This window comes from Mesorhizobium sp. P2_C4 (genome assembly GCF_056404575.1).
The window spans coordinates 1-23,455 of sequence record NZ_JBFUDT010000001.1; the positions used below are offsets into that span (position 1 = coordinate 1).

Sequence of the window (23,455 nt, forward strand, 5' to 3'; positions counted from 1 at the left end):
GGCAGGACAGAGGGGGGCGCGAAAGATCGCTGCGTTCGATGCTGCCGCGAGCGAGCCCGCAGCGCCTATACCCGCCGCTCCACCATCATCTTCTTGATCTCGGCAATAGCCTTGGCCGGGTTCAGCCCCTTCGGACAGGTCTGGGCGCAGTTCATGATGGTGTGGCAGCGATAGAGCCGGAACGGGTCTTCGAGATTGTCGAGCCGCTCGCCCTTGGCCTCGTCGCGGCTGTCGATCAGCCAGCGATAGGCCTGCAGCAGTGTCGCCGGGCCGAGATAGCGGTCGCCGTTCCACCAATAGCTCGGGCACGAGGTCGAGCAGCAGGCGCACAATATGCACTCGTAGAGACCGTCGAGCTTTTCGCGGTCCTGATGGCTCTGCAGCCATTCCTTGGCCGGCTGCGGCGACACCGTCTTCAGCCATGGCTCGATCGAGGCGTGCTGGGCGTAGAAATTGGTGAGGTCGGGCACCAAATCCTTGACCACCTGCATATGCGGCAGCGGATAGACTTTGACGGCGCCGGAAATGTCGTCGCAGCCCTTGGTGCAGGCCAGCGTATTCGAGCCGTCGATGTTCATGGCGCAGGAGCCGCAAATACCCTCGCGGCAGGAGCGGCGCAAGGTCAGCGTCGGGTCGATCTTGTTCTTGATCCAGAGCAGCGCGTCGAGCACCATCGGCCCGCAATCGTCCATGTCGACGAAATAGGTGTCGATGCTCGGATTCTCGTCATCGTCCGGCGACCAGCGGTAGATGCGGTATTCCCGCAGATTGGTCGCACCCTCAGGCTTCGGCCAGGTTTTTCCCGCCTTGATCTGCGAGTTCTTGGGGAGCGTCAGTTCAACCATTTACCTCAGGTCCTTTCGGATGACGAGCTTCAGCCCGGACCAGATCTCATTCACGGCGGCGACTTTCACATCGACAAGGTCGAGCTTCAGCGCCTCGGTGCGGATGACGCCTTCGGTGACGTCGGTCGGCACTTTCGAGGCCTTTTTCGGCCAGGAGACCCAGACCATACCGTCACGCTTGATCGCCGCCTGGACATCGCCCAGGCGATCCTCGATCTCGGCGCGCTGCCGGGTGAAGGCATGGACGGCATCGTATTTCAGGGCAGCGCCGGAAATCTCCGACCAGTCGGCTAGCCGGTCGACCTGAGCGAAATCGACCGCATCGGTGAGGTCATCGAGTTCCGCCGGCAGCGCGATGAAGGCAGCGATCATCCCGTCCTTCAGGCCGAGCTTGGCCGGAAGCGGCGTGCCGGAATATCCCGAGGCCGCCAGCGCCATCGTCAATACACCCTGGCCTTGGGCGCGATCTTGGCCGGGTTGATGCCGCCGTCGGCCTCCTTGCGCAGCAGCTCGGTGTGCACCGGCCGATAGCTGAGAGCCACTTCGCCGGCCTCGTTGAGCCGCGCCAGGGTGTGCTTGCGCCAGGTCGTGTCGTCGCGCGCCGAGAAATCCTCGCGGGCGTGTGCGCCACGACTTTCCTTGCGCGCCGCGGCGCCGTAGACAGTGGTGATGGCGTTGGCCATCAGATTTTCCAGCTCCAGCGTCTCGACCAGATCCGAGTTCCAGATCATCGAGCGGTCGAAGACTTTGACATCCTTGAGCTCGGTCCAGATCTGCGAAATGCGCTTGCAGCCATTGTCCAGCGATTCCTGGGTGCGGAACACCGCTGCGTCTTCCTGCATCGCCTTTTGCATCTTTTCGCGCAGCACCGCCGTCGGCGTCGAGCCGTTGGCATGACGTAGCCGGTCGAAGCGGTCCATGATTTTTTCGACCGAGGCTTCGTTGGGTGCAGGGATGGCCGATGTGCGGTCGATGACCTGGCCGGCGCGGATTGCCGCCGCGCGGCCGAACACCACGAGATCGATCAGCGAGTTCGAGCCCAGCCGATTGGCGCCGTGCACGGAGGCGCAGCCGGCTTCGCCGACCGCCATCAGTCCGGGCGACACCCGGTCGGGGCTTTTGGCCGTCGGGTTGAGCACCTCGCCCCAGTAATTTGTCGGCACGCCGCCCATATTGTAGTGCACCGTCGGCAGCACCGGGATCGGCTCTTTGGTCAGGTCGACGCCGGCGAAGATCTTGGCCGATTCCGAAATGCCGGGCAGACGCTCATGCAGGACGGCCGGGTCGAGATGGTCGAGATGCAGGAAGATATGGTCCTTCTTCGGACCGACGCCCCGCCCCTCGCGGATTTCCAGCGTCATACAGCGCGACACCACGTCACGTGAGGCAAGGTCCTTGGCCGACGGCGCATAGCGTTCCATGAAGCGCTCGCCCTCGGAGTTGACGAGATAGCCGCCCTCGCCACGCGCACCCTCGGTGATCAGGCACCCGGCGCCATAGATGCCGGTCGGGTGAAACTGCACGAATTCCATGTCCTGCAGCGGAAAGCCGGCCCGCGCCGCCATGCCGCCGCCGTCGCCGGTGCAGGTGTGCGCCGACGTCGCCGAGAAATAGGCGCGGCCGTAACCGCCCGTCGCCAGCACCACCATCTTGGCTGAAAAGCGGTGGATGGTGCCGTCATCGAGATTCCAGGCGACGACGCCGGTGCAGGTGCCGTCCGGTTCCATGATCAGGTCGAGTGCGAAATACTCGATGAAGAACTGCGCGTTGTGCTTCAGCGACTGGCCGTAGAGCGTGTGCAGCATGGCGTGGCCGGTGCGGTCGGCGGCAGCGCATGTGCGCTGCACGGGCGGGCCCTCCCCGAAATTCATCATCATGCCGCCAAACGGCCGCTGATAGATCTTGCCCTCTTCGGTGCGCGAGAACGGCACACCGTAATGTTCGAGCTCGTAGACGGCGGCGGGCGCCTGCTGGACCATGTATTCCTGCGCGTCGATGTCGCCCAGCCAATCCGAACCCTTGACGGTATCGAAGAGATGCCATTGCCAGTTGTCAGGCCCCATATTGGCAAGCGAAGCGGCGATGCCGCCCTGCGCCGCCACCGTGTGCGAGCGCGTCGGGAACACTTTGGTGATGCAGGCGGTGCGCAGGCCTTGTTCGGCCATGCCGAGTGTGGCGCGCAGGCCGGCGCCGCCGGCGCCGACGACCACCACATCGAACTTGTGGTCGACATAGGTGTAACCAGCCTTGTTGGCGGTCTTCGCGTCCTTGGCCAAATTCAGCCTCCGAATGCCAGCTTGAGCAGGGCGAAGATCGAGGCGACGCCGACCACTACGGGAAAGAATGTGTTGAGCGCGATAAGCGCCAGCTTCATGCCCTCGCCATGCACATAGTCCTCAATGATGGCCTGCATGCCGAGCCGCATATGGTAGAGCCCCGACAGCAGCACCAGTGCAAGCACCAGTGCCACGAACGGATTGGCGAGAGCGGCGCGCACCTCGGCATAGCCGGCGCCGTTGAGCGCGATCAGGAAACCGACGAAAAACAGCATCAGCGGGATGTTGGCGATCGCGGTCAGCCGCTGGCGCCAGAAATGCTGAGTGCCTTCGCGGGCCGAGCCGAGGCCGCGGACCTTGGCCAGCGGCGTGCGCATATCGGTATTGCCAGAGCTCATGATCAGGCTCCCCGCGCCATGTAGCCGGCGATCCAGATCAGCAGCGTCAGTGCGATCGAACCGGCCAGCGTCGCCCAGGCAATCTTCGATGCCGTGTGCTTTTCAAGGCCAGCGCCGGTGTCCCAGACCAGATGGCGCACACCGCCCAGCATGTGATGCATCAGCGCCCAGGTGTAGCCGAACAGCACCAGCCGCCCCAGCCACGAACCGAACGCCCAGTTGACCCAGTCGAAAGTGGCCTCGGAGCTCGCCGCCGCCATCAGCCACACGGCCACCAGCAGCGTGCCGAAATAGAGCGCCCCGCCGGTGATGCGATGGATGATCGACATCGTCATGGTTATCGGCGGCCGATAGACGGTCAGATGCGGCGAAAGCGGTCTTGCGCGGGTGGCTGGTGATTTGCTCATGGCTCCCCCAGTTCGGCGTCTCTGGAGCCACAGGTGGAAATGCGGCAATACCGCTTCCGGATGCGACTTCGGACAGGCGGTTTCTAATGCTCTTTTTGCACCGCGTCAAAGCCAGAAAATCGTTTTGAAAACGTCATTTAGTCTGACAAAACGGCGGGGTTTCGCTTTAATCGATTAGGGCATACGCACCAAGCCGGCGCAAAGTTCGCTGCAGTGCGGCAAAGTCGACTTAGCTCGGGCCGAAGGTGCGTCGAGATTCGGGTCAGGCCGGGTCGAAAATGGCAGCATCCGAGAACAGGAGCGGAGCTTACTTAATGTACGTGAGCACCGGCCTACGCCGACCGTAGCCTAACTGCCGCGACCCTTCATGAGGGCTTCGGCCGGCGAAGGCCGGAAACGCAGGAGGCTTCCTTTGCAGGCCGGCCTCACCTGAATATCGACACACCGGCTACCTTGTGCAGGTGAGGGGCGTCTTCCCGCCCTTCATCACCAGCGCGTCGCGTCCGTCGATCACGATTGCGTCATGCGCAATGCCATAGCGGCTGTTCTGGTTGGCGGGCGACGCCGGCAGGTCCTCAGCTGTGCCGTCTGCAGCAAGCACGTGCAGCGAGGTGCCGAGGTTCTGGATGGTCATTCTGCCGCCGTCCGCGCAGTTGTAGGTCGCGGTGCGCGGCTGCGGCGCCGTCAGATCGGTGGCGGTGGAACTGGGAGCGCCCATCGGCTTGGACGTAAGCGACACGGTGGGGGCGGCGGTACTCCCGGCTTTGGGCGCGCTCTGTTGGGGCACACAGGCCGCCATGGCCATCAACAGCGGAAACAAGGGCGCCACCCGAAACGTCCGGCGTAACGCCATATGCTGTCCTCCCCGCGCGGCAAGCTAGCCGCGATGCCTTGCCAAGATCAAGCCCGCCTGACGTAAACGGAAGCTCTAGCTCGACGCCGGCCGCGATGGTGCGGGCAAGCATGGCCGAATGATGGCTGCCGGGCTTTCCATTCCGTCTGATATTAACCATGTTTGCCAAGAGATTGCCGCCTCAACGGCTCCCCCTCTTAACAAAGGTTAATAAAAGGTTAATTTCTGATTCGAGGAGGCTTGCCTCTAGGAAACGGAGAGGACGCCATGCGTTCGAATTCAGGCACACTAAGACTTCCGGCACTGATAGTGGCGGCGTTAGCCGTCGGCTTTGCCGCACCGGCGCTCGCCGGGACGCGCCACCACGATCGCGTCTATGCCGATTCCTTCGGCAATCTCGTCATCGACAGCGCCGCCGGCTACAAGCGCATCATCGTTGGCGAAGGCAAGCTGGCGAAAGAATTGTCAGCCTACACCAGCACCAGCGACGCCAACGAACCAGACGTCATCTACGAGAACGAATCGGACAATGTGATCCGCCGCGGCTGTTATCAGCCGCCGGTTTTCGTCAAAGGCCGCTCCTATATGTACGGCCTCTCCGACGGCGAGATGCCCAACCTCAGCCCTTGCCGCTGATCTATCCAGCGTTTGCGGCAGTCGCCTGCCGGGCCATCGGCCCGGCCGAGACCCGCACGCAGTCGCGGCCGGCGCCCTTGGCCTGATAGAGCGCTTCGTCGGCGCGCCGCAACAAATCGGAAAAGCCTTCGCCCGGATGCAACTCGGCAACGCCGAAACTGGCGCTGCAGCGCTGCTCCGCCGGCAGGCTGTCGATCGGCAGCGCGCCAAAAGCGCTGCGCGTACCCTCGGCAAACAGCCGCGCGGCGGCAACGTTGGTTCCCGGCAGGATGATGGCGAATTCCTCGCCGCCGATGCGGCCGGCAACATGATGGTCGGCAGCGGCATCGCGCAGGAAGCCGGCGAAGGTCTCGATCACCCGGTCGCCGGAAGCATGGCCATAGCTGTCGTTGATGCCCTTGAAATGGTCGAGATCGGCAATGACCAGCGCCACCGGAACACCCCGGCGCACGGCGTCGCGCAGCGCGATTTCGGCATGGCGCCCGAAACCGCCGCGGTTGAGCAGCCGTGAAAGCGTGTCGGTTTCCGACTTCGACGTCGCCTCGGCCAGCACGTCGCGAACCAGGATGGCCAGCATCAGAAGCGCCAGCGCGAGACCCAGCACAGTACCGAGCGACTGCGACACCAGCGCGTAGCTGGTCTGCATATAGGACTGCGGGTTGGCGCCCCAGCCGCCCAGCGCATGCGCGATGAACGGCTTTGAGGCGAACTGCACGGCGCTGGCCACCAGAACGGCCAGCAGAATCCGATCGAGCCGATCGCGTCTTTGCCTGGACGAGCAGACGATACCGAAACCGACGAGCTGCATGGCTGCATAGGGAAGCTGGTAGGCCATCATGCGGGCAAGCGACTGGCGCGGCAGATCCTGCACGAACCAGACCGCGACGGTAGCGAAGATCAGGAAGAACAGCATCGGCGGCCAGGGCGGCGCCACGCCATATTTGCGGGCAAGCCCGGTATTGAAGGCGATGGTGGCGCCGAGGAAAACGGCAAAGGCTGTGACAACCGCGGGTCGTGCGTCGGCGAAAACCGGGATGCTGAATTCGACGGCGAAATAGGCCATGCCGAGGACATAGCCGAACGCCAGCCAGCGCGCCGACACGCGTCCCACGTCATAGATCGCAATCGCCATGAAGGCCGCGGCCAGCAGTCCGGCAACGAACAGATTGATGATGAGGATGAAGTCTGCGCTGCCCATGGCGCCTTTCGCACTTAGAGCGACAGCTAATCACCAACGCGCGAAAAAGACGTTAACGTTCAGGCATGTCGACAGATCGCACACCTTGGCGACTAGCCAAAAACTTCACAGCTTCGTCATCCTGGGGCGAAGCAAGGAGCGAAGCGACGCAGCGCAGACCCCGGGATCCATGCCGTGACCTTCGAGCGACGCGGCGGTGCAGAATTCTGATGCGCCACGTGTGTCGGCGACGGTCACGGCATGAATCCTCGGGTCAAGCCCGAGGATGACGAAGGCGCGAGGTTTCGATCAACCTCGAAGGTTGCAACAGTCCGCTTCAGACAAACAAAGTGTCTCTAGCCGAGGTTTGCCGTCTCCGGCACGAACACCGTTTCCGGGCGCTCGTAGGACAGGCGCACGCTGTCGCGACCATTCTTCTTGGCCTTGTAGAGCGCCTCGTCGGCGCGACGCATCAGCGGCTCCAGCCCCTCGTCGCCGGTGCGGGCGGCGACGCCGAAGCTCGCGGTCACTCGGATACCCGGCGGCAGGCTGGTGACGCCGCCGGACGAATAGAGCGAGCGGATCGCCTCGGCGAACAGACGCGCCGAAGCCAGGTCGCACAGCGGCAGCAGCACCGCGAACTCCTCGCCGCCAATGCGGCCGGCAGCACCGCGCGCGCCGGTGGCGAAATTCAACTTGGCGGCGAAATCGGCGATGACCTTGTCGCCCGCCGCATGGCCGTGCACATCGTTGAGCGCCTTGAAGTGGTCGAGGTCGGCAAGCACCAGCGCAACCGGGAGCCTGGCCGAGGCGCACTGCCGCAGAAGCAGCGCCGCCCGCTCCTCGAAGCCGCGGCGGTTGAGGAGGCCGGACAGCGGATCGGTAAACGTCTCGGTCTTCAGCGCCTTCAACACGTCGAGCGCGGCGGCCGAGAACAGGCAAAGCGCGATCAGCAACGACAGCAGCGCGTGCGAGAGCAGCGCCGTCGTCCAGTAGGACGAGGCATAGAAACCGTCATAGCTGGTGAACGGTCCATGCGCGATGACGACGGCCAGCGTGCGGGCGAAGAAGTTCAGGCCCGATAGCAGCGACAGCACGAACAGGATGTTTTCCGTCGGGCCGTTGTTGCGCACCTGGCGCAGTTCGGCGGCGACCAGCAGGCTGAGGCCGCCGAAGCCGAAATTGATGGCAAGGATGCGCCAGGTGAGATCCGGTTGGACGAACAGGAACCAGCAAAACGCGGCCAACCCGCCGCCTGCCAGAACACTGATCCCGACAAAAGGCACGCGCCGGCCATAGCGGGCCACGATGGCGCCGCAGAGACAGCAGGCTGCAAAGGTGAAGCATATGTTGGAGAGGAGCTTGGTCAGCACCATGCCGACGGGCAGCGTGAAATACTGCAGCAGGAAGCCACCCGCCGAGACGCAGTAGCTTGCACCCAGCACCGCCAGATAGGGACGGTGGCGCTGATAGAACCACAGCACGAGGAACGCAGCGCCGAGCGCCAGCGCGATCGTCGGGTTGAGCAGCGCTATGAACAGGCCGGTGTCCAAGGACCGTGACTTCTCTCGCTTCCGTCAGGGAAGATGTTTAGGCCGCAAGCCCAAACAAGCGGTTAAGCGAGACCGAATATGCGGTCGGCGCCAAAGAAAAACCCCGAACCGCTGGTGCGGTCCGGGGTCTGCAATGCTCTGCGATATGGGCGGCGAAAATCCGGATTATTTCCAGTCGCGGATGTCGACGAAGTGGCCGGCGATCGCCGCTGCCGCCGCCATCGCCGGCGACACCAGATGGGTGCGGCCCTTGAAGCCCTGACGGCCCTCGAAATTGCGGTTCGAGGTAGAGGCGCAGCGCTCATGCGGCTTCAGCCGGTCGTCGTTCATGGCCAGGCACATCGAGCAGCCCGGCTCGCGCCAGTCGAAGCCGGCGGCAACAAAGATCTTGTCGAGGCCTTCGGCCTCCGCCTGTTCCTTGACCAGGCCGGAGCCCGGCACGATCATCGCATCGACATGCGCACTGACCTTTTTGCCTTCGACAACCTTGGCGACGGCGCGCAAATCCTCGATGCGGCCGTTGGTGCAGGAGCCGATGAAAACGCGGTCGAGCGTGATGTCGGTGATCTTGGTTCCCGGCGTCAGGCCCATATAGTCGAGCGCGCGCTGCTTGGAGGTGCGCTTGTTCTCGTCGGCGATGTCATCCGGGTTCGGCACGATGCCTTGCACCGAAACGACGTCCTCGGGCGACGAGCCCCAGGAGACGATCGGCGGCAGTTTGGCCGCGTCGAGCACGATCACCTTGTCGAAATGCGCGCCTTCGTCGGACTGCAGCGTCTTCCAGTATTCGAGCGCGGCATCCCACGACGCACCCTTCGGCGCACGCGGCTTGTCCTTGACATAGGCGAAGGTGGTCTCGTCCGCCGCGATCAGGCCGGCGCGCGCGCCGCCCTCGATCGACATGTTGCAGATGGTCATGCGGCCTTCCATCGACAGTGCGCGGATCGCCTCGCCGGCATATTCGATGACATAGCCGGTACCGCCGGCCGTGCCGATCTCGCCGATGATCGCCAGGATGATGTCCTTGGCGGTGACGCCTTCCGGCAGCACACCGTCAACACGCACCAACATGTTCTTGGCCTTGCGCTGGATCAGCGTCTGCGTCGCCAGCACATGCTCGACCTCCGATGTGCCGATGCCATGCGCCAAGGCGCCAAAAGCACCATGCGTCGACGTATGGCTGTCGCCGCAGACGATGGTCATGCCGGGCAGTGTGAAACCCTGCTCCGGGCCGATGATGTGGACGATGCCCTGGCGGATATCGTTTTCGGAATAATATTCGACGCCGAAATCCTTGGCGTTCTTGGCCAGCGCCTCGACCTGGATGCGACTTTCCTCGTTCTTGATGCCGAACTTGCGCTCGGGCGAGGTCGAGACATTGTGATCGACCACGGCCAGCGTCTTTTCCGGATGCCGGACTTTGCGGCCAGTCATGCGCAGGCCTTCGAAGGCTTGCGGGCTGGTGACTTCGTGGACGAGGTGACGGTCGATGTAGAGCAGGCAGGTGCCGTCGTCCTGGCGGTCGACAACGTGCTCGTCGAATATCTTGTCGTAGAGGGTGCGCGGTGCGCTCATGTGCGTAAATCCGTCGATCTGATAAGGGGGAAGAGGCGAAATGCCGACCGTTGGGCCCGGCGAAAGCGGTCTAGCTAAGTCGGCTGGTCAGCGCGCCGCAAACGCGCGCGGAGAAGCGCGACGGCAGGCGTTTTCTGTCCTGCAGCACGAACCCCTTATAGGCCGGATTGCCAAAAAGCTCTTCCATGGCGTGGCTCATATCAATGTTTTGGGTTTTCGGCAATTGCGGCGTGTCTTGGCAGAATCTGGGTTCCTCGTCCTCACGTCCACACCTTCGGGAGGAGGGGCGCCAAGGTCGGTGAACTCACGCCTTTCCTCTCCCCCGTCGATCGGGGGAGAGGTGGCGAGCGAAGCTCGACGGAGTGGGGGTCGACCCTTAGCGCGGTGCAGGAAGATTATTGCGCCTTGGTACCTTTTCAATGTCCGTTGGCGACGGTTGCCAGGTGATTCCCCCACTCCGTCGCTGCTTCGCAGCGCCACCTCTCCCCCCTCCGGAGGGAGAGGAAGGGCGCCAAGGTCGGCGAACTTCGCGGCTCACACCACCTCGAACACGAAAGTCTTCACCAGCGCATCCGGCTCGGCGATGGCGTAACACCTGAACCATGGGCTCTCCTCGACCGGCCGCCATTTTTGCGCCTGCTCCAGTTCGTCGAACACCGCCTGAAACCCGCCGCTTTCAAACACCTGGTCTCTCACCGTGAAGATCGCATGGCCGCCCTTCCTGGTAATCCGTACCAGTTCATGCAGGCCGGACGCCGGCGCATGGCTGATGGTGAAGACGCCGGTCGAGAAGAAGGCACGGAAGTGGCCGTCAGGCCAGGGCAGCGGACCGCCGAGCATCGCCTTTTTCAGCTCGCTGTAAGCTTGCCGGCTGCCTGCGATCTTCAGCATATCATCGGAGAGGTCGAGCCCGGCAATATCGTGGTAGCCCAGCGCCTTGAGCGACGGTCCCGACAGGCCGGTGCCGCAGCCGGCATCGAGCAGCGGCCCTTCGCCCAATGGCACATGGCGCGCCACCCAGGCGGTGATCAGGAACGGCAGGAGATAACCGAGCGACGCCGTTTCACTGTCATAGGTCGCTGCCCAAGCGGCATAAGCCTCAGATAGCGCTTCCGGCGTATCGGCGGTATAGACCGAATCCAGCGCCGCATTGGCCTTGTCGACGATCATGGCTTCCTCCGGACCTGGCCGCATCATCGGTGATGGTAGCCCCGTCTTCGCCTGACTTCTATTCCTGATGCTGGTTGCGCAGCCGCTTCTCCAGTGCCCTGAGCGCCAGCGACAGGCCGACGGTGAGGATGAGATAGATGTAAGCGACGATCGAATAGGTCTCGAAGAAGCGAAACGAGCCGGCGGCGTAGACCTTGCCCATCTGGGTGATGTCGGCGACGCCGAGCACCGAGACCAGTGAGGAATCCTTGACCATGGCGACGAAATCATTGCCGAGCGGCGGCAGGATGGTGCGGATCGCCTGCGGAAAGACGATCAGCCTGAAGCGTTGCGCGCGCGACAGTCCCAACGCCTTCGCGGCCTCGATCTGGCCCTTCTCGACCGCCTGGATGCCGGCGCGAAACACCTCCGAGATGAAGGCGGAATAGCCGATGGTCAGCGCCATGATGGCGCGCCACAACAGCGACACGTCGCGCACCAGCAGTTCGCCGAAGAAGCCGGCATTCTGCAGCGGCGCGGTCAGCGCGTTCCAGGCTGCGACGAAGGCCGGCGCGCCGGCAAAGGCGATCCAGAACAACAGCACCAGGATCGGCACGCCACGGATGATCTCGACATAGAAGCGGGCGATCTGGCCGAGCCAGCGCGACCCCGACAGTCCCATCAGCGCAAGCCCGAGCCCGATCGCGCAAGCCATCGCGAAGGCGACGACGGTAACGAAGACGGTGATGCCGATGCCCTTGGCGACGGTGGCAAAAACCTGGGCGTAGAGGTTGCTGGTGGCGATGAAGATGGCGGCGATCACGGCGATCGCCACGGCCACGGCAAGCCACCAGGGGAAGTCGGATTTGGCGGTGGAAGATGGTGGGGCAGGAGGCATTAGTCGTCTATGCCTGCGGAACCGATGTCCGCGGATAGAGCTCTATGTCGCCCCCCTCTGTCCTGCCGGACATCTCCCCCACTTGGGGGGAGATCGGCTGTCGCGACTGCTTTCGCCAATCTGCAACCTTGAAAGAAAAGCGCCTCCGTAAGAACTGCCGATCTCCCCCCAAGTGGGGGAGATGTCCGGCAGGACAGAGGGGGGCGTGAAAGAATGAGGCCCGACAAGAGGGCCTACTGCCCCATCTTGTAATCAAGAAACCACTTCTTGTTCAGCGCATCGATCGTCCCGTCCGCCTTCAGCGCCGCGATTGCCGCATTGACCGGCTTCACCAGGTCGGAGCCCTTGGGGAAGATAAAACCAAAATCCTCGGTGCCGAGCGGGCCGCCGATCAGCTTCAGCTTGCCTTCGGAAGCGTCGACATAGCCCTTGCCGGCGGTGCCGTCAGTCAAGACGACATCGACGTCGCCGGACTTGAGCGCCTGCACCGTGGCGCCGAACGTCTCGAACAGTTTGATGCGCGGGTTCTGCTCATTGCCGTCGAGCACGCTGTAGACGGCGGTGTAGAAGGGCGTGGTGCCGGCCTGCGCGCCGATCAGCCCGTCCTTGAAGGCACCAAAAGTCTTGGCGTCGGTGAAGCGGCTTTCGTCGCCGCGCACCAGCATGAACTGTTCCGAGCGCATATAGGGGTCGGAGAAATCGACCTTCTCCTTACGGTCGTCCTTGATAGTGATGCCGGTCATGCCGATGTTGTACTGGTTGTCGGAAACCGCCTGGATCATCGCATCCCAGGAGGTGTTCTGGTACTCGACGGAAAAGTTCAGCCGCTTGGCGATTTCGTTCATTGCATCATATTCCCAGCCGATCTGTTTGCCGGTCTTGGCATCGATGAACTGCAGCGGCGGATAGGCGTTCTCGGTCACCACCACCACCTTCTTGCCGCCGAGGTCGGGCAGCGTCTGCGCCCATGCGGCGACCGGCGCGAGAAGGCAGGCCAGCAGGCCGGCCAGCAGCAGTTTCGATTTGGTCATGACACACTCCCAGAACTTGAAAGGCCCCGGCACGGCCGAGGCTTGCAGGAAAATCCGGCGCCGACTTTAGCTTTCCGCAAGCGCCTTGCAAGCCGATCCAACGTGGCGCTTCACGCAAAAGCGGATTCCAATGCTTTCCATCAGGGGATTCCGAAACGATCTTTGCCGGGCGGTCAATCCGTCGCACGACAGCGCCGTGCGTAGCTGCGGCTCAGCGCCGCTTGGTTGCGCCGATCGACACGGAAAGCGGAATCTTGGTCATGCCGTCCGGCAGCGCGTAAAGCCCCTCGCCGGCCTCGACCATGTAGGGGAATTCCTTCCAGCCCAGAATGGCATGCTCGTTCAGGAAGTCGATCGTCATGTCGGACGCGATGAGGGCGTTGACGACGTCGCCCAACGGATGGATCCACTCATAATTCAGGCGATGGGTCAGCGGCCGCTCGTCGCCGGTATAGGTATGCGTGTCGTGCCATTCCAGCGGCGCCTGTGGCGGCGTCCGCCAATCCAGCAACAGGCCGGGCTGATCGGTCTTGCGGCCGCACTGGAACATCGTCGGATGCCCGTCGAGGAAATACAGCTGCCCACCCGGGCGCAGCAGATTGGCGACCACCTTGGCCCAGCTGAAGATGTCGTCCAGCCAGATGGTCGTGCCCCACGTCACGTAGACGAGGTCGTAATAGTCGTCGAGCGCCGCCACCGCATCATAGACCGAAGCCTCCACGAAGCTGACTTCAGCACCGGCCTGCGCGGCAAACCGGCGCGCCGCGGCAAGCGCCTTGGGCGAGAAGTCCAGTCCGGTGACACTTTTTGCGCCGAGATGCTTCAGGCTGATCGTGTCGAGGCCGATATGGCATTGCAGGTGGGCGACGTCCTTGCCGACGATGCGGTTGCCGACTTCCCGCTTTTCCAGCGCGGTCAGGCTCAAGCCGCCGGCCAGAACCCGATCGATCGGGTAATAGCGATGGGCCTCGTCAGTGGTATGCAGTTCGGCTCGATTGTCCCAGTTGAAGCGGTTCGCCCTGGCGAAAGAATCCATCACATCACTCCAAAACAGGGGACAGCCGAAGCCACCCATTGCTAAGCAATGTTATGTCCAATGCAAGGTATATTAGTAAGAGATTGTTTACTGTGCGGCGCCGGGCAGGCGTTCTAGAGCATGATCCCGAAAGTGGGACCCGGTTTTCGGAAAAGATTATGCTCAAACAAGAAGCTAGAGCCCCATCCCGATTCCATCGGGATGGAACAGGCTCTAGCGGCGATCAATCCCGGTCCGCCGCGTCGGCGTCCGCCTCGCGCAACCCGGCGACAAATTTGGTCAAGGTGCGGTGCAGAGCCCTCAGCTCTTCGGCCTCGAGCGGCATGGCGCAGGCCAGCCCGGCGGATACGTCCTGCGTGCGTGCGCGCAGCGCCTGGCCTGCTGCGGTCGGCTCGACCAGCACGCGGCGCTCGTCGGCGGCGTCGCGCCGGCGGGTCACCAGGCCGTTCGCCTCCAGCCGTTTGAGCAGCGGCGTCAGCGTCGCCGAATCGAGCCCGAGCGCTTCGCCGAGCGCGCCGACAGTGCTTGGCGCGCGCTCCCACAGCACCAGCATCACCAGATATTGCGGATAGGTCAGGCCGAGCGGCTCGAGCAGCGGCCGGTAGAGCTTCGTCATCAGTCCGCTCGCCGAATAGAGCGCGAAGCAGAGCTGCTGGTCGAGGCGCGGAACTTTGATCGTCCCGGCTGATACCGCCGAGACGTCGCTGGCACTCTTTGTGGTCGTTGTCGTCATGCTGCCTTTGCCGGAAGCGCCACTGCCGAAAGCACCACCTCGACATTGCCCTTGATGGCGTTGGAATAGGGGCAAACCTGATGAGCCGCCGATACAAGCGCTTCCGCGGCCGCCTGATCAAGACCTTTCGTCTCCGCCGTCAGCGAAACGCCGAGCCGGAAGCCACCCTGGCCATTGGCATGCAAACTGACATTGGCCGTCACCGCAGCATCCAGCAGCGGCAGTTTCTGCTTGCCGGCGATGAAGCGCATGGCGCTTTCGAAGCAGGCGGCATAGCCGGCGGCAAACAGCTGCTCGGGGTTGGTGGCGCCACCCTTGCCGCCCAGTTCCGTCGGCATGGCGAGGTCGACGTTGAGCAGGCCATCATTGCTCTGAACATGGCCGGCGCGGCCACCGACGGCGCGGGCTTGGGTGACGTAGAGTGCATGCATTTCGTATCTCCATTTAATTTGTACACGATTAATTAGTGTACAAGATAATTGGAGTCAACCCGACCGAGGGCAGATTTCCGGATAATTTCCGCCCAAAACGAAAAAAGGCGGCCGAAGCCGCCTTTCCGAAACTTGTGCCTGAAAACCTTATTCGGCGGCGGTCGCTTCCGCAGCCTTGGCGGCCTCGTCGGCGGCCTTCTTCTCGGCGGCGTCCTGCGCTGCCTTCTCGATCGCCAGCGCCTGGGCGGCGGCCACCTTCTCAGCCTCGATGCGGGCCTTCTCGGCGTTCAGCGCATCGCGCTCGTCGTCGTTCAGCTTGCGGGCGCGCACGCCGGTGTTTTCCGAAATACGGGCCGACTTGCCGCGACGATCTCGCAGGTAATACAGCTTGGCGCGACGCACCTTGCCGCGGCGAACGATCTCGACGCCTTCGACCATCGGCGAGTAGACCGGGAACACGCGCTCCACGCCTTCGCCGTAGGAAATCTTGCGAACGGTGAAATTTTCCTGGAAGCCGGCGCCGGCGCGGGCGATGACGACGCCCTCATAGGCCTGGACGCGGGTGCGGGTGCCTTCGGTCACGCGGACCTGGACGCGCACGGTATCGCCGGGCTGAAATTCGGGAAGCTTGCGCTTGGCTTCGATCTTGGCGGCCTGTTCGGCCTCGAGCTGACGGAGAATATCCATCTAAAAATCCACTTCTTGTTCTTCCGACAGTCAGAGCGTCCGACACTCGCCTTGCAGTTCCATTGACCGCTCGGCTATGCCCTTTCGGGCAGGGGCGACTACACCGTCATTGTTGACGGGTCCGGTAGATTGTTCTTCCGGTTCGGGCGGGCACATACAGCTATTTCGAGGCTTTGTCACGCCTTGGCCCTGTCTTTTTTGCTCGCATGCCACCACGCAATCGTCCAGCACGGGGTTGCGCCGACCCTGCAAGCTTCCTAATCCGGGCAAAGCATAGGTCTCGGGCGACATCCTCATGTCTGTATTCGACGCGATCCTGCTCTTTCTCGCAGGTTTTCTGTCTGGCGCCGCCAACGCGGTCGCCGGTGGCGGCACGTTCATCACCTTCGGCGCCATGACACTGGTCGGCCTGCCGCCAATCGTCGCCAACGCGACCTCGTCGGTGACACAGTTCCCCGGCTACATCACCTCGACGCTCGCCTACGCCGACGACATCCGGCATTTCTGGCGTGGCGCGCTGCTGCTCTGCGTGATCTCAGCCTTCGGCGCACTGGCCGGCGCGCTCATCCTTCTGGCGCTCTCCAATCCGTCCTTCCGCGCCATGGTGCCGTGGCTGCTCTTGGGCGCAACCGCTCTGTTTGCCGCCGGCCCATGGCTGAAGCCGGCGCCCAAGCCTGGACATAAAGCATCGGTCGGCTCGCTGGCCGGCTCCCTGGCGCAGTTCGCTACCGCAATCTATGGCGGCTTCTTCGGCGCCGGCATGGGCGTGATGATGCTGGCGACACTGGGCCTGACGCAAGCCGGCGACTATCACCGGCTCAACGCGCTGAAGAACATGCTGGCCGTGGTCATCGCCGCCGTCGCCATCCTGGTCTTCGTCTCCGGCGGCGTCATCGCCTGGCCGCAAGCGATCGTCATGATTCCCGGCGCCGCGCTCGGTGGCTATGCCGGCGTCTGGATCGCCAAGCGCGTGCCGCAGAACGCCGTGCGCGGCTTCGTCGTCGCCGTCGGCCTGTTCCTCGCCTTCTACTACTTCACCAAGGGTTGAGCGGCGCCGCCCGGCAGATCCGGCCGTCTTTCCTTCGTCAGCCTTTCCGACTCGGCGCGCCGCCATTTCGCGATTTTTGCGTGGTTGCCCGAGATCAGCACATCGGGGATTGGCCGGCCTTCGAACTCCTGCGGCCGTGTGTAGTGCGGATGCTCGAGCAGGCCGTTCTCAAAACTCTCTTCTTCGCCCGACACCGCATTGCCCATCACGCCCGGCAGCAGCCGCACCACCGCATCGAGCAGGACCAGTGCCGCCGGCTCGCCGCCGGAGAGGATGAAATCGCCGACGGAGACTTCCTCGAGGTTCCGCGCGTCGATCACCCGCTGGTCGACGCCTTCGAAGCGGCCGCAGACGATGACGGCGCCAGGCCCGGCAGCCAGTTCGCGCACACGCGCCTGCGTCAGCGGCTTGCCGCGCGGGCTCATCAGCAGGCGCGGGCGGGGATCACCCTTTGGCGACGCATGGTCGATGGCTCTCGCCAGCACGTCGGCGCGCATCACCATGCCGGCACCGCCGCCGGCCGGCGTGTCGTCGACGGTGTGGTGACGATCGGTGGCGAAGTCGCGGATCTGGATCGCCTGCAGCGACCATGTGCCTGATACCAGCGCGCGGCCCGCCAGCGACAGGCCGAGCGCGCCCGGAAACATCTCGGGATAGAGCGTCAGCACCGAGGCGGAAAAACTCACCGGTTGCCCCCGGCATCCCTCGGTCCGCGCGGCCTGCCCTTGGCGTCGAAATCTTCTTCGCGAGGCGCATCGCTATCCTCGTCATCGACCAGCCCCGCCGCCGCCAGATCGATGCGGATGAAAGCGTCGGCAATCGACACCTCGGGAACGGCGGCCTGCGTGAACGGGATCAGCACGCCTTTGCGCCCCGCCAGCGTCACATCGAGAATATCGCCGCCGCCGAAATTGTGCACGGCGACGACCTTGCCGATGAGAGCGCCCGTATCGTCCCGGACCTCCAGCCCGACGAGGTCGGCATGATAGAACTCGTCCTCCTCGCCATCGTCCGGCAGCATCGAGCGGTCGACGAACAGTTCGGTACCGGCGAGCGCCTCGGCGGCGTTGCGGTCGCTGATGCCCTTGAAGCGCACGACGACGACGGTGTTGGCCGGCCGGATGTCGATGATCTGAAAGGCGCGGCCATCCTTGGCGTAAAGCGGCCCGTAATCGGCCAGCGCCAAGGGCTCGCCGGTAAAGGTCTTCACCCGCAATTCACCCTTGATGCCATGGGCGGCGCCGATCACGGCCATCTGCACGGGGTTCTGGGGCTTGGTCATGGCAAAATTCCTTTGCCCTGCTCTAGCGCCGCCCCGGCGTCATTTCAATGACACAGCTCTTCACCGCTTCCTAACCCGACTGCCCGACAATGGGACGGAACTGGAACAGCGCCATGCAGGAATTCCTCATCCCGGCCAAGCCGGACCTTCAGGCGGCGCGCGAAAGCTGGCTGAAGATGCTGGCGCGCGAACGCCGGCTGTCGCCGGAAACCGTCGAAGCCTATGAGCGCGACACACGCCAGTTCCTACATTTCCTCACCGGCCATTGCGGCGGCTCGCCCGGCATTGCCGAGATCGCCAATCTGCGCCCGGCCGATCTGCGCGGCTTTCTCGCCGCCCGCCGCAACGCCGGCGCCGGCGCCCGCACACTCGGCCGCGGGCTGGCCGGCATCCGCTCGCTGCTGCGCTTTCTCGAGCGCCGCGGCCTCGTCAATGCGGCGGGTGCGGCAGCACTGCGTGCGCCGCGCCAGCCGAAATCGCTGCCCAAGCCGCTGACGGCAAGCGACGCCAAACATATCGTCTCGGTGGAGGGCCAACTGGCTGAGGAACCGTGGATTGCTGCCCGCAACGCGGCCGTGCTGACGCTGCTCTATGGTTCGGGCCTGCGCATTTCCGAGGCGCTCGGCCTCGCCGGCGCCGATCTGGCACTGGAAACCGACACCGTGCTGCGCGTTACTGGCAAGGGCGGCAAGACGCGGCTGGTACCGGTGCTGCCGGTGGCATTGCGGGCGATCGCCGAATACCGCCGGCTCTGCCCCTATCATCTCGACCCGAAAGGCCTGTTGTTTCGCGGCGCCCGCGGCGGCCCGCTGAACCCGGCCATCGTCCAGCGCGACATGGCCAAGCTGCGCTCGGCGCTCAACCTGCCCGACACCGCGACGCCGCATGCCTTGCGCCATTCCTTCGCCACGCATCTGCTGGGACGCGGCGGCGATTTGCGCACCATCCAGGAACTGCTCGGCCATGCCAGCCTGTCGACGACGCAGATCTACACCGGCGTCGACACGGCAAGGCTGCTGGAGATTTACGACCAGGCGCATCCAAGAGCGTGATGGTTGGCGGAGCGCTACGCAGCGTGATTGGGCGAGGCCCCTCAGCTTCGTCATCCTAGGGTGGAGCAGTCGCGAAGCGACGTCGCGGAAACCCGAGGATCCATGCCGCGACGGTCGACACGAACACAGCGGTTCAGAATGATGGCTACGCTCACCAGAGCAGGTTCTGCACAGTAGCATCGGTCGGAAGTCGCGGCATGGATCCTCGGGTCTGCGCTGCGTCGCTACGCTCCTTGCTCCGCCCGTGGATGACGAAGAGATGGGCGTTTCCGCTAACCGCCAAGGCAGGACAGGTAACCTGTCAGAATCTCAGCGCCAGGAGCCGGTCGAAGACAATTTCCCCATACAAGTTAACCGTTTTGCCGCTTTTTATCCCTAGAACCGGGTCATGAAACGCGTCATTGCCATCGCCGACCGCGCAGCACTCGTGTCGCTGAAGCTGCTTGTCGCGCTCAACGTCCTGTTTTTCCTGTCTTTCCTCACCGTAGCGCTGCTCGCTGCCGGCAAGGCGCATGCCGAAATCCCGACCTGCGCCGGTGCCGACATGCTGTCTGCCTTGCAGAAGAGCGATCCCGCCGCCTACCAAAAGGTCGAAGCGGAAGCCACTGCGACGCCGAACGGCAAGGGCCTGTTGTGGAAGCTCGAAAAGCCGGGCGAAAAGCCATCCTGGCTGTTCGGCACCATGCACATGACCGACCCGCGCGTGACCGTGCTGCCGCCCGCGGCGCAGACGGCCTATGACGCCGCGGGCACCATCATCATCGAAACCACCGATGTGCTCGACAAGCAAAAGATGATGGCGGCGATGCTCGAAGAGCCGGGCCTGATGATGTTCACCGACAACACGACGCTGTCGTCCCTGCTGTCGCCGGACGATGCGGCGGCGATGAACAGCGCGCTCGACGCGCGCGGTATCCCGCCGCTGACGGTGGCCAAGATGAAGCCCTGGCTGCTGTCGGCGATGCTGGCATTGCCGGCCTGCGAACTTGCCCGCCAGTCGGGCGGGGCACCGGTGCTCGACGTCAAGCTGGCGGAAGGTGCCAAGGCTTCCGGAAAGTCGGTCGAAGGGCTGGAAACGGCTGTCAGCCAGCTGCGCGCCATGGCCTCGCTGCCACTTTCCTTTCACATGAAGGGGCTCGTCGACACGCTGAAACTCGGCGACAAGGTCAATGACGTCAACGAGACCATGATCGTGCTCTACCTGCGTGGCGAGACCGGCATGTTCTGGCCAATGTTTCGCGCTGTGATTCCCGGCGGGGACGACGACCAGGCAGGCTACGCCGCGTTTGAGGAAACCATGATCACCAGCCGCAACAAGGTGATGGTCGATCATGCCGCACCGATCCTCGCCAAAGGCAACGCCTTCATGGCGGTCGGCGCCCTGCATCTTCCCGGTCCTGAAGGCCTGATCGAGGATTTCCGCAAAGCCGGATACACGGTTACGCCAGCCGACCTCTAGGACCGATCAGCCGCCCATCGGTTCCCATTTTGGTCCGATGCCTACTTAGCCAAGACCTGAGCCAGCATCGCCGGGACGATAATCCGGTGAAAGGGTTTGACGATCGCGAGATAGACACGTCCGAACAGGTTGTGTGTTTTGACGATCGTCGACGCGGCGACTTCCTGGCGGCCGCCGCCAAGCTCCCTGACCTCGACCAGAACGCGAAAGTCGAGATGCCGGTCGTCAAGACCGAGGACGACCTTGCCTGGTGACCGGCTGATGAGCGGAAATATCCCGATCTTGCCTTCGGGCGCCGACGCAGCATCCGCGCCCGTCTTCAGGCCAAATGGCCGGACGGCGAAATTGCGCAACGTCGTCAGCCTGCCGATCCATCGCGGCGTTCGCCCCATGACGCGTTCGGTCGCGGCAATTGCGCTCAACGACAAGCCGTTTGCGACCAGCACGTAGCGGTCGGCGAATTGCGCGCCGGAAAGAACGTCCTGGGGATTGGGAAAAGTCTGTGAAAGCGGCTTCATCGCGGCCATCCTTTGAAAGCAGGATAGCAGCGGCAGGCGCGCCGCGCTGCGTGGCGAAACGTCGCCAACCATCGCCAGGATCTGAAGGCCTGGAGCAGTATCTCGAACCGAAGGTCCGCGTCAGCGAAAGGCAGGTACCGGTTTTCGGAAAAGATCATGCTCAAAAAAAGCCCTCCATCGCGCTTCAATCGGGATGGAATAGGCCCCAGTCGAGGATTTCCATAAAGCCGGCTATACTGTAAGCGTTGTCAACTGAGTCGCATGGCAGAGAGGGGGGCGGATTGCCGTGTTTTTGGCGTTTTCCAACCCTAGCGTGAAACCCATTCAACGATTGCGCGTTGATGGCTATTGATTGATATCTTTCATCCACGGAGGAGGACTTTTATGGCGAATCCAAACGACGCTCCCAAGTCGGGTGGCGGCAGCGCATGGCTGATTGCCCTGGTTGTCGTTATCCTGGCTATTGTCGCTTACTATGTTTTCGGCAGAAGTGGCGAACATCCGGCGCCAGCTGAACCGCCGGCCGCCAGCACACCGGCGCCAGCACCTGCGCCCGCCGAGCCGATGAAGCCCGCCGAACCGGCGCCTGCTCCCGCACCAGCCCCTGCGCCCGCACCGGCTCCTGCGCCAGCCCCGGCTCCTGCACCGGCACCGGCACCGGCACCTGCGCCGACACCCTGATCAGGCCTCTGATTGCAACGAGAACGGCCCGCTGAAAAGCGGGCCGTTTTGTTTTGAGGTGATGAGCCCTTGGGCGATAGCGGCAAGCCCCGCACCTTCGTCATCCTCGGGCTTGACCCGAGGATCCATGCCGCGACCTCTGTGAAGGGCGCAACTGGGCAGAACGCAGCCTCGCTACGACAGCCGAAAACGATAGGTATGCATCGCCGCGACGCTTTAACGTCGCGGCATGGATCCCAGGGTCTTCGCGACGCCGCTTCGCGGCTGCTCCGCCCTGGGATGACGACGCGTTGGTCGGCCCCTTAAGGCTAGATGTGGATCGGCTTGAAGAACGTGGCCAGCGCCGCTTCCTTCACCGCTTCCGACATCGTCGGATGCGCGTGGCAGGTGCGGGCGAGATCTTCCGACGAGCCACCGAACTCCATCAGCACCGCTGCCTCGTGGATCATTTCGCCGGCGCCGAAGCCGACGATGTGAACGCCGAGCACGCGGTCGCTCGCCTTGTCGGCCAGTATCTTGACGAAGCCGTCGGTGTGCAGCATGGCGCGCGCCCGGCCGTTGGCGGTGAACGGGAATTTGCCGGCCTTGTAGTCGATGCCGGCCTTTTTCAGCTCTTCCTCGGTCTTGCCGACCGAGGCGATTTCCGGGCTGGTGTAGACGACGCTCGGGATGACCTCGTAGTTCACATGCCCGGCCTGGCCGGCAATGGTCTCCGCCACCGCGACGCCCTCGTCCTCGGCCTTATGCGCCAGCATCGGTCCGGCGATGACATCGCCGATGGCATAAATGCCGGGAACGTTGGTCCTGAGATGCCCGTCGGTCTTGACCCGGCCGCGCTCGTCGATTTCGACGCCGGCCTCCTTCAGCCCAAGGCTGTCGGAATAAGCCCGGCGTCCCGTGGCGATCAGCACCGCGTCGGCCTCGATCGTCTCCGCCGCTCCGCCCTTGACGGGTTCGAAGGTGACGGTCGCGCCCTTCTTGGCCTTGGCGACACCGGTGACCTTGGCGCCGAGCTTGAACTCGAAACCTTGCTTGGAAAGCAGGCGCTGGAACTGTTTCGACACCTCGCCGTCCATACCGCCCAAAATGGTGTCGAGGAACTCGACGACGGTGACCTTGGCGCCGAGCCGCGCCCACACCGAGCCGAGCTCCAGTCCGATGACGCCGCCGCCGACCACCACCAGATGAGCCGGTACCTTGGCCAGCGACAGCGCGCCGGTCGACGACACGATCACCTTCTCGTCAATATCGACCTTGACGCCCGGAATGCCGGCGACATCCGAGCCGGTGGCGATGACGATGTTCTTGGTCTCGATCTCCTCGACCTTGCCGTCCTCAGAGGTCACCGAGACCTTGCCGGCGGCAACCACCTTGCCGGTGCCGCGAAAGCTGTCGATCTTGTTCTTCTTGAACAGGAAGGCGACGCCGTTGACGTTGGCCGCCACCGTCGCATCCTTGTGCGCCATCATCTTCTTCAGATTGAGTTTCGGCGTGACCTCGACGCCGAGCGTGTCGAAGGAATGGCTGGCCTCGGCGAACATCTCGGAGGCATGCAGCAGCGCCTTGGACGGGATGCAGCCGATGTTGAGGCAGGTGCCGCCGAAGGTCGCATTCTTCTCGACGACCGCCGTCTTCAGCCCGAGCTGCGCCGCCTTGATGGCGCAGACATAGCCGCCTGGTCCCGAACCGATGATAACGACGTCATAAGCCATGATGGTGTCCTTCTCGTC

At 63.5% G+C, this 23,455-nt stretch carries 24 protein-coding genes; 4 read left to right on the top strand and 20 right to left on the bottom strand.

Features of this window, described 5'->3' with window-relative positions; genetic code table 11:
* Positions 1-65 precede the first annotated feature (65 nt).
* The 6 genes from AC1DX6_RS00005 to AC1DX6_RS00030 form a co-directional block, all read right to left on the bottom strand.
* Positions 66-845, bottom strand: coding sequence for a succinate dehydrogenase iron-sulfur subunit (locus AC1DX6_RS00005; RefSeq protein WP_477309995.1), 780 nt, complete (start codon positions 843-845; stop codon positions 66-68).
* Complete coding sequence (locus tag AC1DX6_RS00010; protein WP_477309997.1) at positions 846-1,283, bottom strand: DUF3052 family protein; 438 nt, start codon at positions 1,281-1,283, stop codon at positions 846-848.
* Positions 1,284-1,285: 2 nt separating this feature from the next.
* On the bottom strand, positions 1,286-3,121 hold the full coding sequence (gene sdhA, locus AC1DX6_RS00015) for a succinate dehydrogenase flavoprotein subunit (RefSeq protein ID WP_477309999.1): 1,836 nt from the start codon (positions 3,119-3,121) through the stop codon (positions 1,286-1,288).
* A 2-nt stretch (positions 3,122-3,123) separates the two neighbouring features.
* Positions 3,124-3,519, bottom strand: coding sequence for a succinate dehydrogenase, hydrophobic membrane anchor protein (sdhD, locus tag AC1DX6_RS00020; RefSeq protein WP_477310001.1), 396 nt, complete (start codon positions 3,517-3,519; stop codon positions 3,124-3,126).
* A gap of 2 nt (positions 3,520-3,521) precedes the next feature.
* Entirely contained in the window at positions 3,522-3,926 is a 405-nt protein-coding gene (gene sdhC / locus AC1DX6_RS00025) for a succinate dehydrogenase, cytochrome b556 subunit (protein ID WP_477310003.1), read from the bottom strand.
* Between the two features lie 448 nt (positions 3,927-4,374).
* Positions 4,375-4,779 (bottom strand): hypothetical protein, encoded by a 405-nt coding sequence (locus tag AC1DX6_RS00030; RefSeq protein WP_477310005.1) that lies wholly within the window; start codon positions 4,777-4,779, stop codon positions 4,375-4,377.
* A gap of 267 nt (positions 4,780-5,046) precedes the next feature.
* Between AC1DX6_RS00030 and AC1DX6_RS00035 the strand changes: the two genes are divergently transcribed.
* Positions 5,047-5,415 carry a hypothetical protein gene (locus tag AC1DX6_RS00035; RefSeq protein WP_477310006.1) on the top strand — a complete coding sequence of 123 codons (369 nt, stop codon included), beginning with the start codon at positions 5,047-5,049 and terminating at the stop codon, positions 5,413-5,415.
* Position 5,416: 1 nt separating this feature from the next.
* Here the strand turns inward: AC1DX6_RS00035 and AC1DX6_RS00040 are convergent, their stop codons facing one another.
* From AC1DX6_RS00040 to rplS, 10 genes are all read right to left on the bottom strand, one after another.
* A complete protein-coding gene (locus AC1DX6_RS00040; protein WP_477310008.1) occupies positions 5,417-6,613 on the bottom strand; it encodes a GGDEF domain-containing protein in 1,197 nt (398 codons plus the stop codon).
* A gap of 335 nt (positions 6,614-6,948) precedes the next feature.
* The gene (locus tag AC1DX6_RS00045; protein WP_477310011.1) at positions 6,949-8,145 is read right to left on the bottom strand and encodes a GGDEF domain-containing protein; all 1,197 of its coding nucleotides are present in this window, start codon (positions 8,143-8,145) and stop codon (positions 6,949-6,951) included.
* Positions 8,146-8,310: 165 nt separating this feature from the next.
* Positions 8,311-9,720 (bottom strand): 3-isopropylmalate dehydratase large subunit, encoded by a 1,410-nt coding sequence (gene leuC / locus AC1DX6_RS00050; RefSeq protein WP_477310013.1) that lies wholly within the window; start codon positions 9,718-9,720, stop codon positions 8,311-8,313.
* A 534-nt stretch (positions 9,721-10,254) separates the two neighbouring features.
* Positions 10,255-10,890, bottom strand: coding sequence for a class I SAM-dependent DNA methyltransferase (locus tag AC1DX6_RS00055; protein ID WP_477310015.1), 636 nt, complete (start codon positions 10,888-10,890; stop codon positions 10,255-10,257).
* A 58-nt stretch (positions 10,891-10,948) separates the two neighbouring features.
* Entirely contained in the window at positions 10,949-11,767 is an 819-nt protein-coding gene (locus AC1DX6_RS00060; protein ID WP_477310017.1) for an amino acid ABC transporter permease, read from the bottom strand.
* A gap of 233 nt (positions 11,768-12,000) precedes the next feature.
* The gene (locus tag AC1DX6_RS00065; protein ID WP_477310019.1) at positions 12,001-12,798 is read right to left on the bottom strand and encodes a transporter substrate-binding domain-containing protein; all 798 of its coding nucleotides are present in this window, start codon (positions 12,796-12,798) and stop codon (positions 12,001-12,003) included.
* Between the two features lie 211 nt (positions 12,799-13,009).
* Positions 13,010-13,834: a class I SAM-dependent methyltransferase gene (locus tag AC1DX6_RS00070; protein WP_477310021.1), complete on the bottom strand. Its 825-nt coding sequence runs from the start codon at positions 13,832-13,834 to the stop codon at positions 13,010-13,012.
* Positions 13,835-14,057: 223 nt separating this feature from the next.
* Entirely contained in the window at positions 14,058-14,567 is a 510-nt protein-coding gene (locus AC1DX6_RS00075; protein ID WP_477310023.1) for a MarR family winged helix-turn-helix transcriptional regulator, read from the bottom strand.
* Entirely contained in the window at positions 14,564-14,998 is a 435-nt protein-coding gene (locus AC1DX6_RS00080) for an organic hydroperoxide resistance protein (RefSeq protein ID WP_477310025.1), read from the bottom strand. Before AC1DX6_RS00080 ends, AC1DX6_RS00075 begins: the two co-directional genes overlap by 4 nt.
* Positions 14,999-15,145: 147 nt before the next feature.
* Positions 15,146-15,685 (bottom strand): 50S ribosomal protein L19, encoded by a 540-nt coding sequence (gene rplS / locus AC1DX6_RS00085; protein ID WP_477248724.1) that lies wholly within the window; start codon positions 15,683-15,685, stop codon positions 15,146-15,148.
* A 295-nt stretch (positions 15,686-15,980) separates the two neighbouring features.
* On the opposite strand from rplS, the gene AC1DX6_RS00090 reads away from it, so the two are divergent.
* Positions 15,981-16,733, top strand: a complete 753-nt coding sequence (locus AC1DX6_RS00090) for a sulfite exporter TauE/SafE family protein (protein WP_477310027.1) — start codon at positions 15,981-15,983, stop codon at positions 16,731-16,733.
* Here AC1DX6_RS00090 and trmD read toward each other — a convergent pair.
* On the bottom strand, positions 16,715-17,419 hold the full coding sequence (trmD, locus tag AC1DX6_RS00095; RefSeq protein ID WP_477310028.1) for a tRNA (guanosine(37)-N1)-methyltransferase TrmD: 705 nt from the start codon (positions 17,417-17,419) through the stop codon (positions 16,715-16,717). The two genes, AC1DX6_RS00090 and trmD, sit on opposite strands and share 19 nt — an antisense overlap.
* Positions 17,416-18,015, bottom strand: coding sequence for a ribosome maturation factor RimM (gene rimM, locus AC1DX6_RS00100; protein ID WP_477310030.1), 600 nt, complete (start codon positions 18,013-18,015; stop codon positions 17,416-17,418). The genes trmD and rimM overlap by 4 nt, the downstream gene beginning before the upstream one ends.
* A 113-nt stretch (positions 18,016-18,128) precedes the next feature.
* Between rimM and AC1DX6_RS00105 the strand changes: the two genes are divergently transcribed.
* Positions 18,129-19,067 carry a tyrosine recombinase XerC gene (locus tag AC1DX6_RS00105; protein ID WP_477310032.1) on the top strand — a complete coding sequence of 313 codons (939 nt, stop codon included), beginning with the start codon at positions 18,129-18,131 and terminating at the stop codon, positions 19,065-19,067.
* Between the two features lie 388 nt (positions 19,068-19,455).
* Positions 19,456-20,526: a TraB/GumN family protein gene (locus AC1DX6_RS00110; protein ID WP_477310034.1), complete on the top strand. Its 1,071-nt coding sequence runs from the start codon at positions 19,456-19,458 to the stop codon at positions 20,524-20,526.
* Positions 20,527-20,567: 41 nt separating this feature from the next.
* Here AC1DX6_RS00110 and AC1DX6_RS00115 read toward each other — a convergent pair whose 3' ends face one another.
* Together AC1DX6_RS00115 and lpdA are read right to left on the bottom strand one after the other, a co-directional pair.
* The gene (locus AC1DX6_RS00115) at positions 20,568-21,044 is read right to left on the bottom strand and encodes a DUF2867 domain-containing protein (protein WP_477310036.1); all 477 of its coding nucleotides are present in this window, start codon (positions 21,042-21,044) and stop codon (positions 20,568-20,570) included.
* A gap of 989 nt (positions 21,045-22,033) precedes the next feature.
* Complete coding sequence (gene lpdA, locus AC1DX6_RS00120) at positions 22,034-23,437, bottom strand: dihydrolipoyl dehydrogenase (RefSeq protein WP_477310038.1); 1,404 nt, start codon at positions 23,435-23,437, stop codon at positions 22,034-22,036.
* Positions 23,438-23,455 lie beyond the last annotated feature (18 nt).

Bases quoted from the DNA above. Each gene is read 5' to 3' on its own strand.
- sdhC (WP_477310003.1), bottom strand. From the start codon at position 3,926: ATGAGCAAATCACCAGCCACCCGCGCAAGACCGCTTTCGCCGCATCTG.
- AC1DX6_RS00035 (WP_477310006.1), top strand. From the start codon at position 5,047: ATGCGTTCGAATTCAGGCACACTAAGACTTCCGGCACTGATAGTGGCG.
- leuC (WP_477310013.1), bottom strand. From the start codon at position 9,720: ATGAGCGCACCGCGCACCCTCTACGACAAGATATTCGACGAGCACGTT.
- rimM (WP_477310030.1), bottom strand. From the start codon at position 18,015: ATGACCAAGCCCCAGAACCCCGTGCAGATGGCCGTGATCGGCGCCGCC.
- AC1DX6_RS00030 (WP_477310005.1), bottom strand. From the start codon at position 4,779: ATGGCGTTACGCCGGACGTTTCGGGTGGCGCCCTTGTTTCCGCTGTTG.
- rplS (WP_477248724.1), bottom strand. From the start codon at position 15,685: ATGGATATTCTCCGTCAGCTCGAGGCCGAACAGGCCGCCAAGATCGAA.
- AC1DX6_RS00115 (WP_477310036.1), bottom strand. From the start codon at position 21,044: ATGAAGCCGCTTTCACAGACTTTTCCCAATCCCCAGGACGTTCTTTCC.
- AC1DX6_RS00090 (WP_477310027.1), top strand. From the start codon at position 15,981: ATGTCTGTATTCGACGCGATCCTGCTCTTTCTCGCAGGTTTTCTGTCT.
- lpdA (WP_477310038.1), bottom strand. From the start codon at position 23,437: ATGGCTTATGACGTCGTTATCATCGGTTCGGGACCAGGCGGCTATGTC.
- AC1DX6_RS00105 (WP_477310032.1), top strand. From the start codon at position 18,129: ATGCAGGAATTCCTCATCCCGGCCAAGCCGGACCTTCAGGCGGCGCGC.
- AC1DX6_RS00005 (WP_477309995.1), bottom strand. From the start codon at position 845: ATGGTTGAACTGACGCTCCCCAAGAACTCGCAGATCAAGGCGGGAAAA.
- AC1DX6_RS00010 (WP_477309997.1), bottom strand. From the start codon at position 1,283: ATGGCGCTGGCGGCCTCGGGATATTCCGGCACGCCGCTTCCGGCCAAG.
- AC1DX6_RS00060 (WP_477310017.1), bottom strand. From the start codon at position 11,767: ATGCCTCCTGCCCCACCATCTTCCACCGCCAAATCCGACTTCCCCTGG.
- AC1DX6_RS00040 (WP_477310008.1), bottom strand. From the start codon at position 6,613: ATGGGCAGCGCAGACTTCATCCTCATCATCAATCTGTTCGTTGCCGGA.
- AC1DX6_RS00075 (WP_477310023.1), bottom strand. From the start codon at position 14,567: ATGACGACAACGACCACAAAGAGTGCCAGCGACGTCTCGGCGGTATCA.
- AC1DX6_RS00070 (WP_477310021.1), bottom strand. From the start codon at position 13,834: ATGGATTCTTTCGCCAGGGCGAACCGCTTCAACTGGGACAATCGAGCC.
- AC1DX6_RS00055 (WP_477310015.1), bottom strand. From the start codon at position 10,890: ATGATCGTCGACAAGGCCAATGCGGCGCTGGATTCGGTCTATACCGCC.
- AC1DX6_RS00065 (WP_477310019.1), bottom strand. From the start codon at position 12,798: ATGACCAAATCGAAACTGCTGCTGGCCGGCCTGCTGGCCTGCCTTCTC.
- sdhD (WP_477310001.1), bottom strand. From the start codon at position 3,519: ATGAGCTCTGGCAATACCGATATGCGCACGCCGCTGGCCAAGGTCCGC.
- AC1DX6_RS00080 (WP_477310025.1), bottom strand. From the start codon at position 14,998: ATGCATGCACTCTACGTCACCCAAGCCCGCGCCGTCGGTGGCCGCGCC.
- AC1DX6_RS00110 (WP_477310034.1), top strand. From the start codon at position 19,456: ATGAAACGCGTCATTGCCATCGCCGACCGCGCAGCACTCGTGTCGCTG.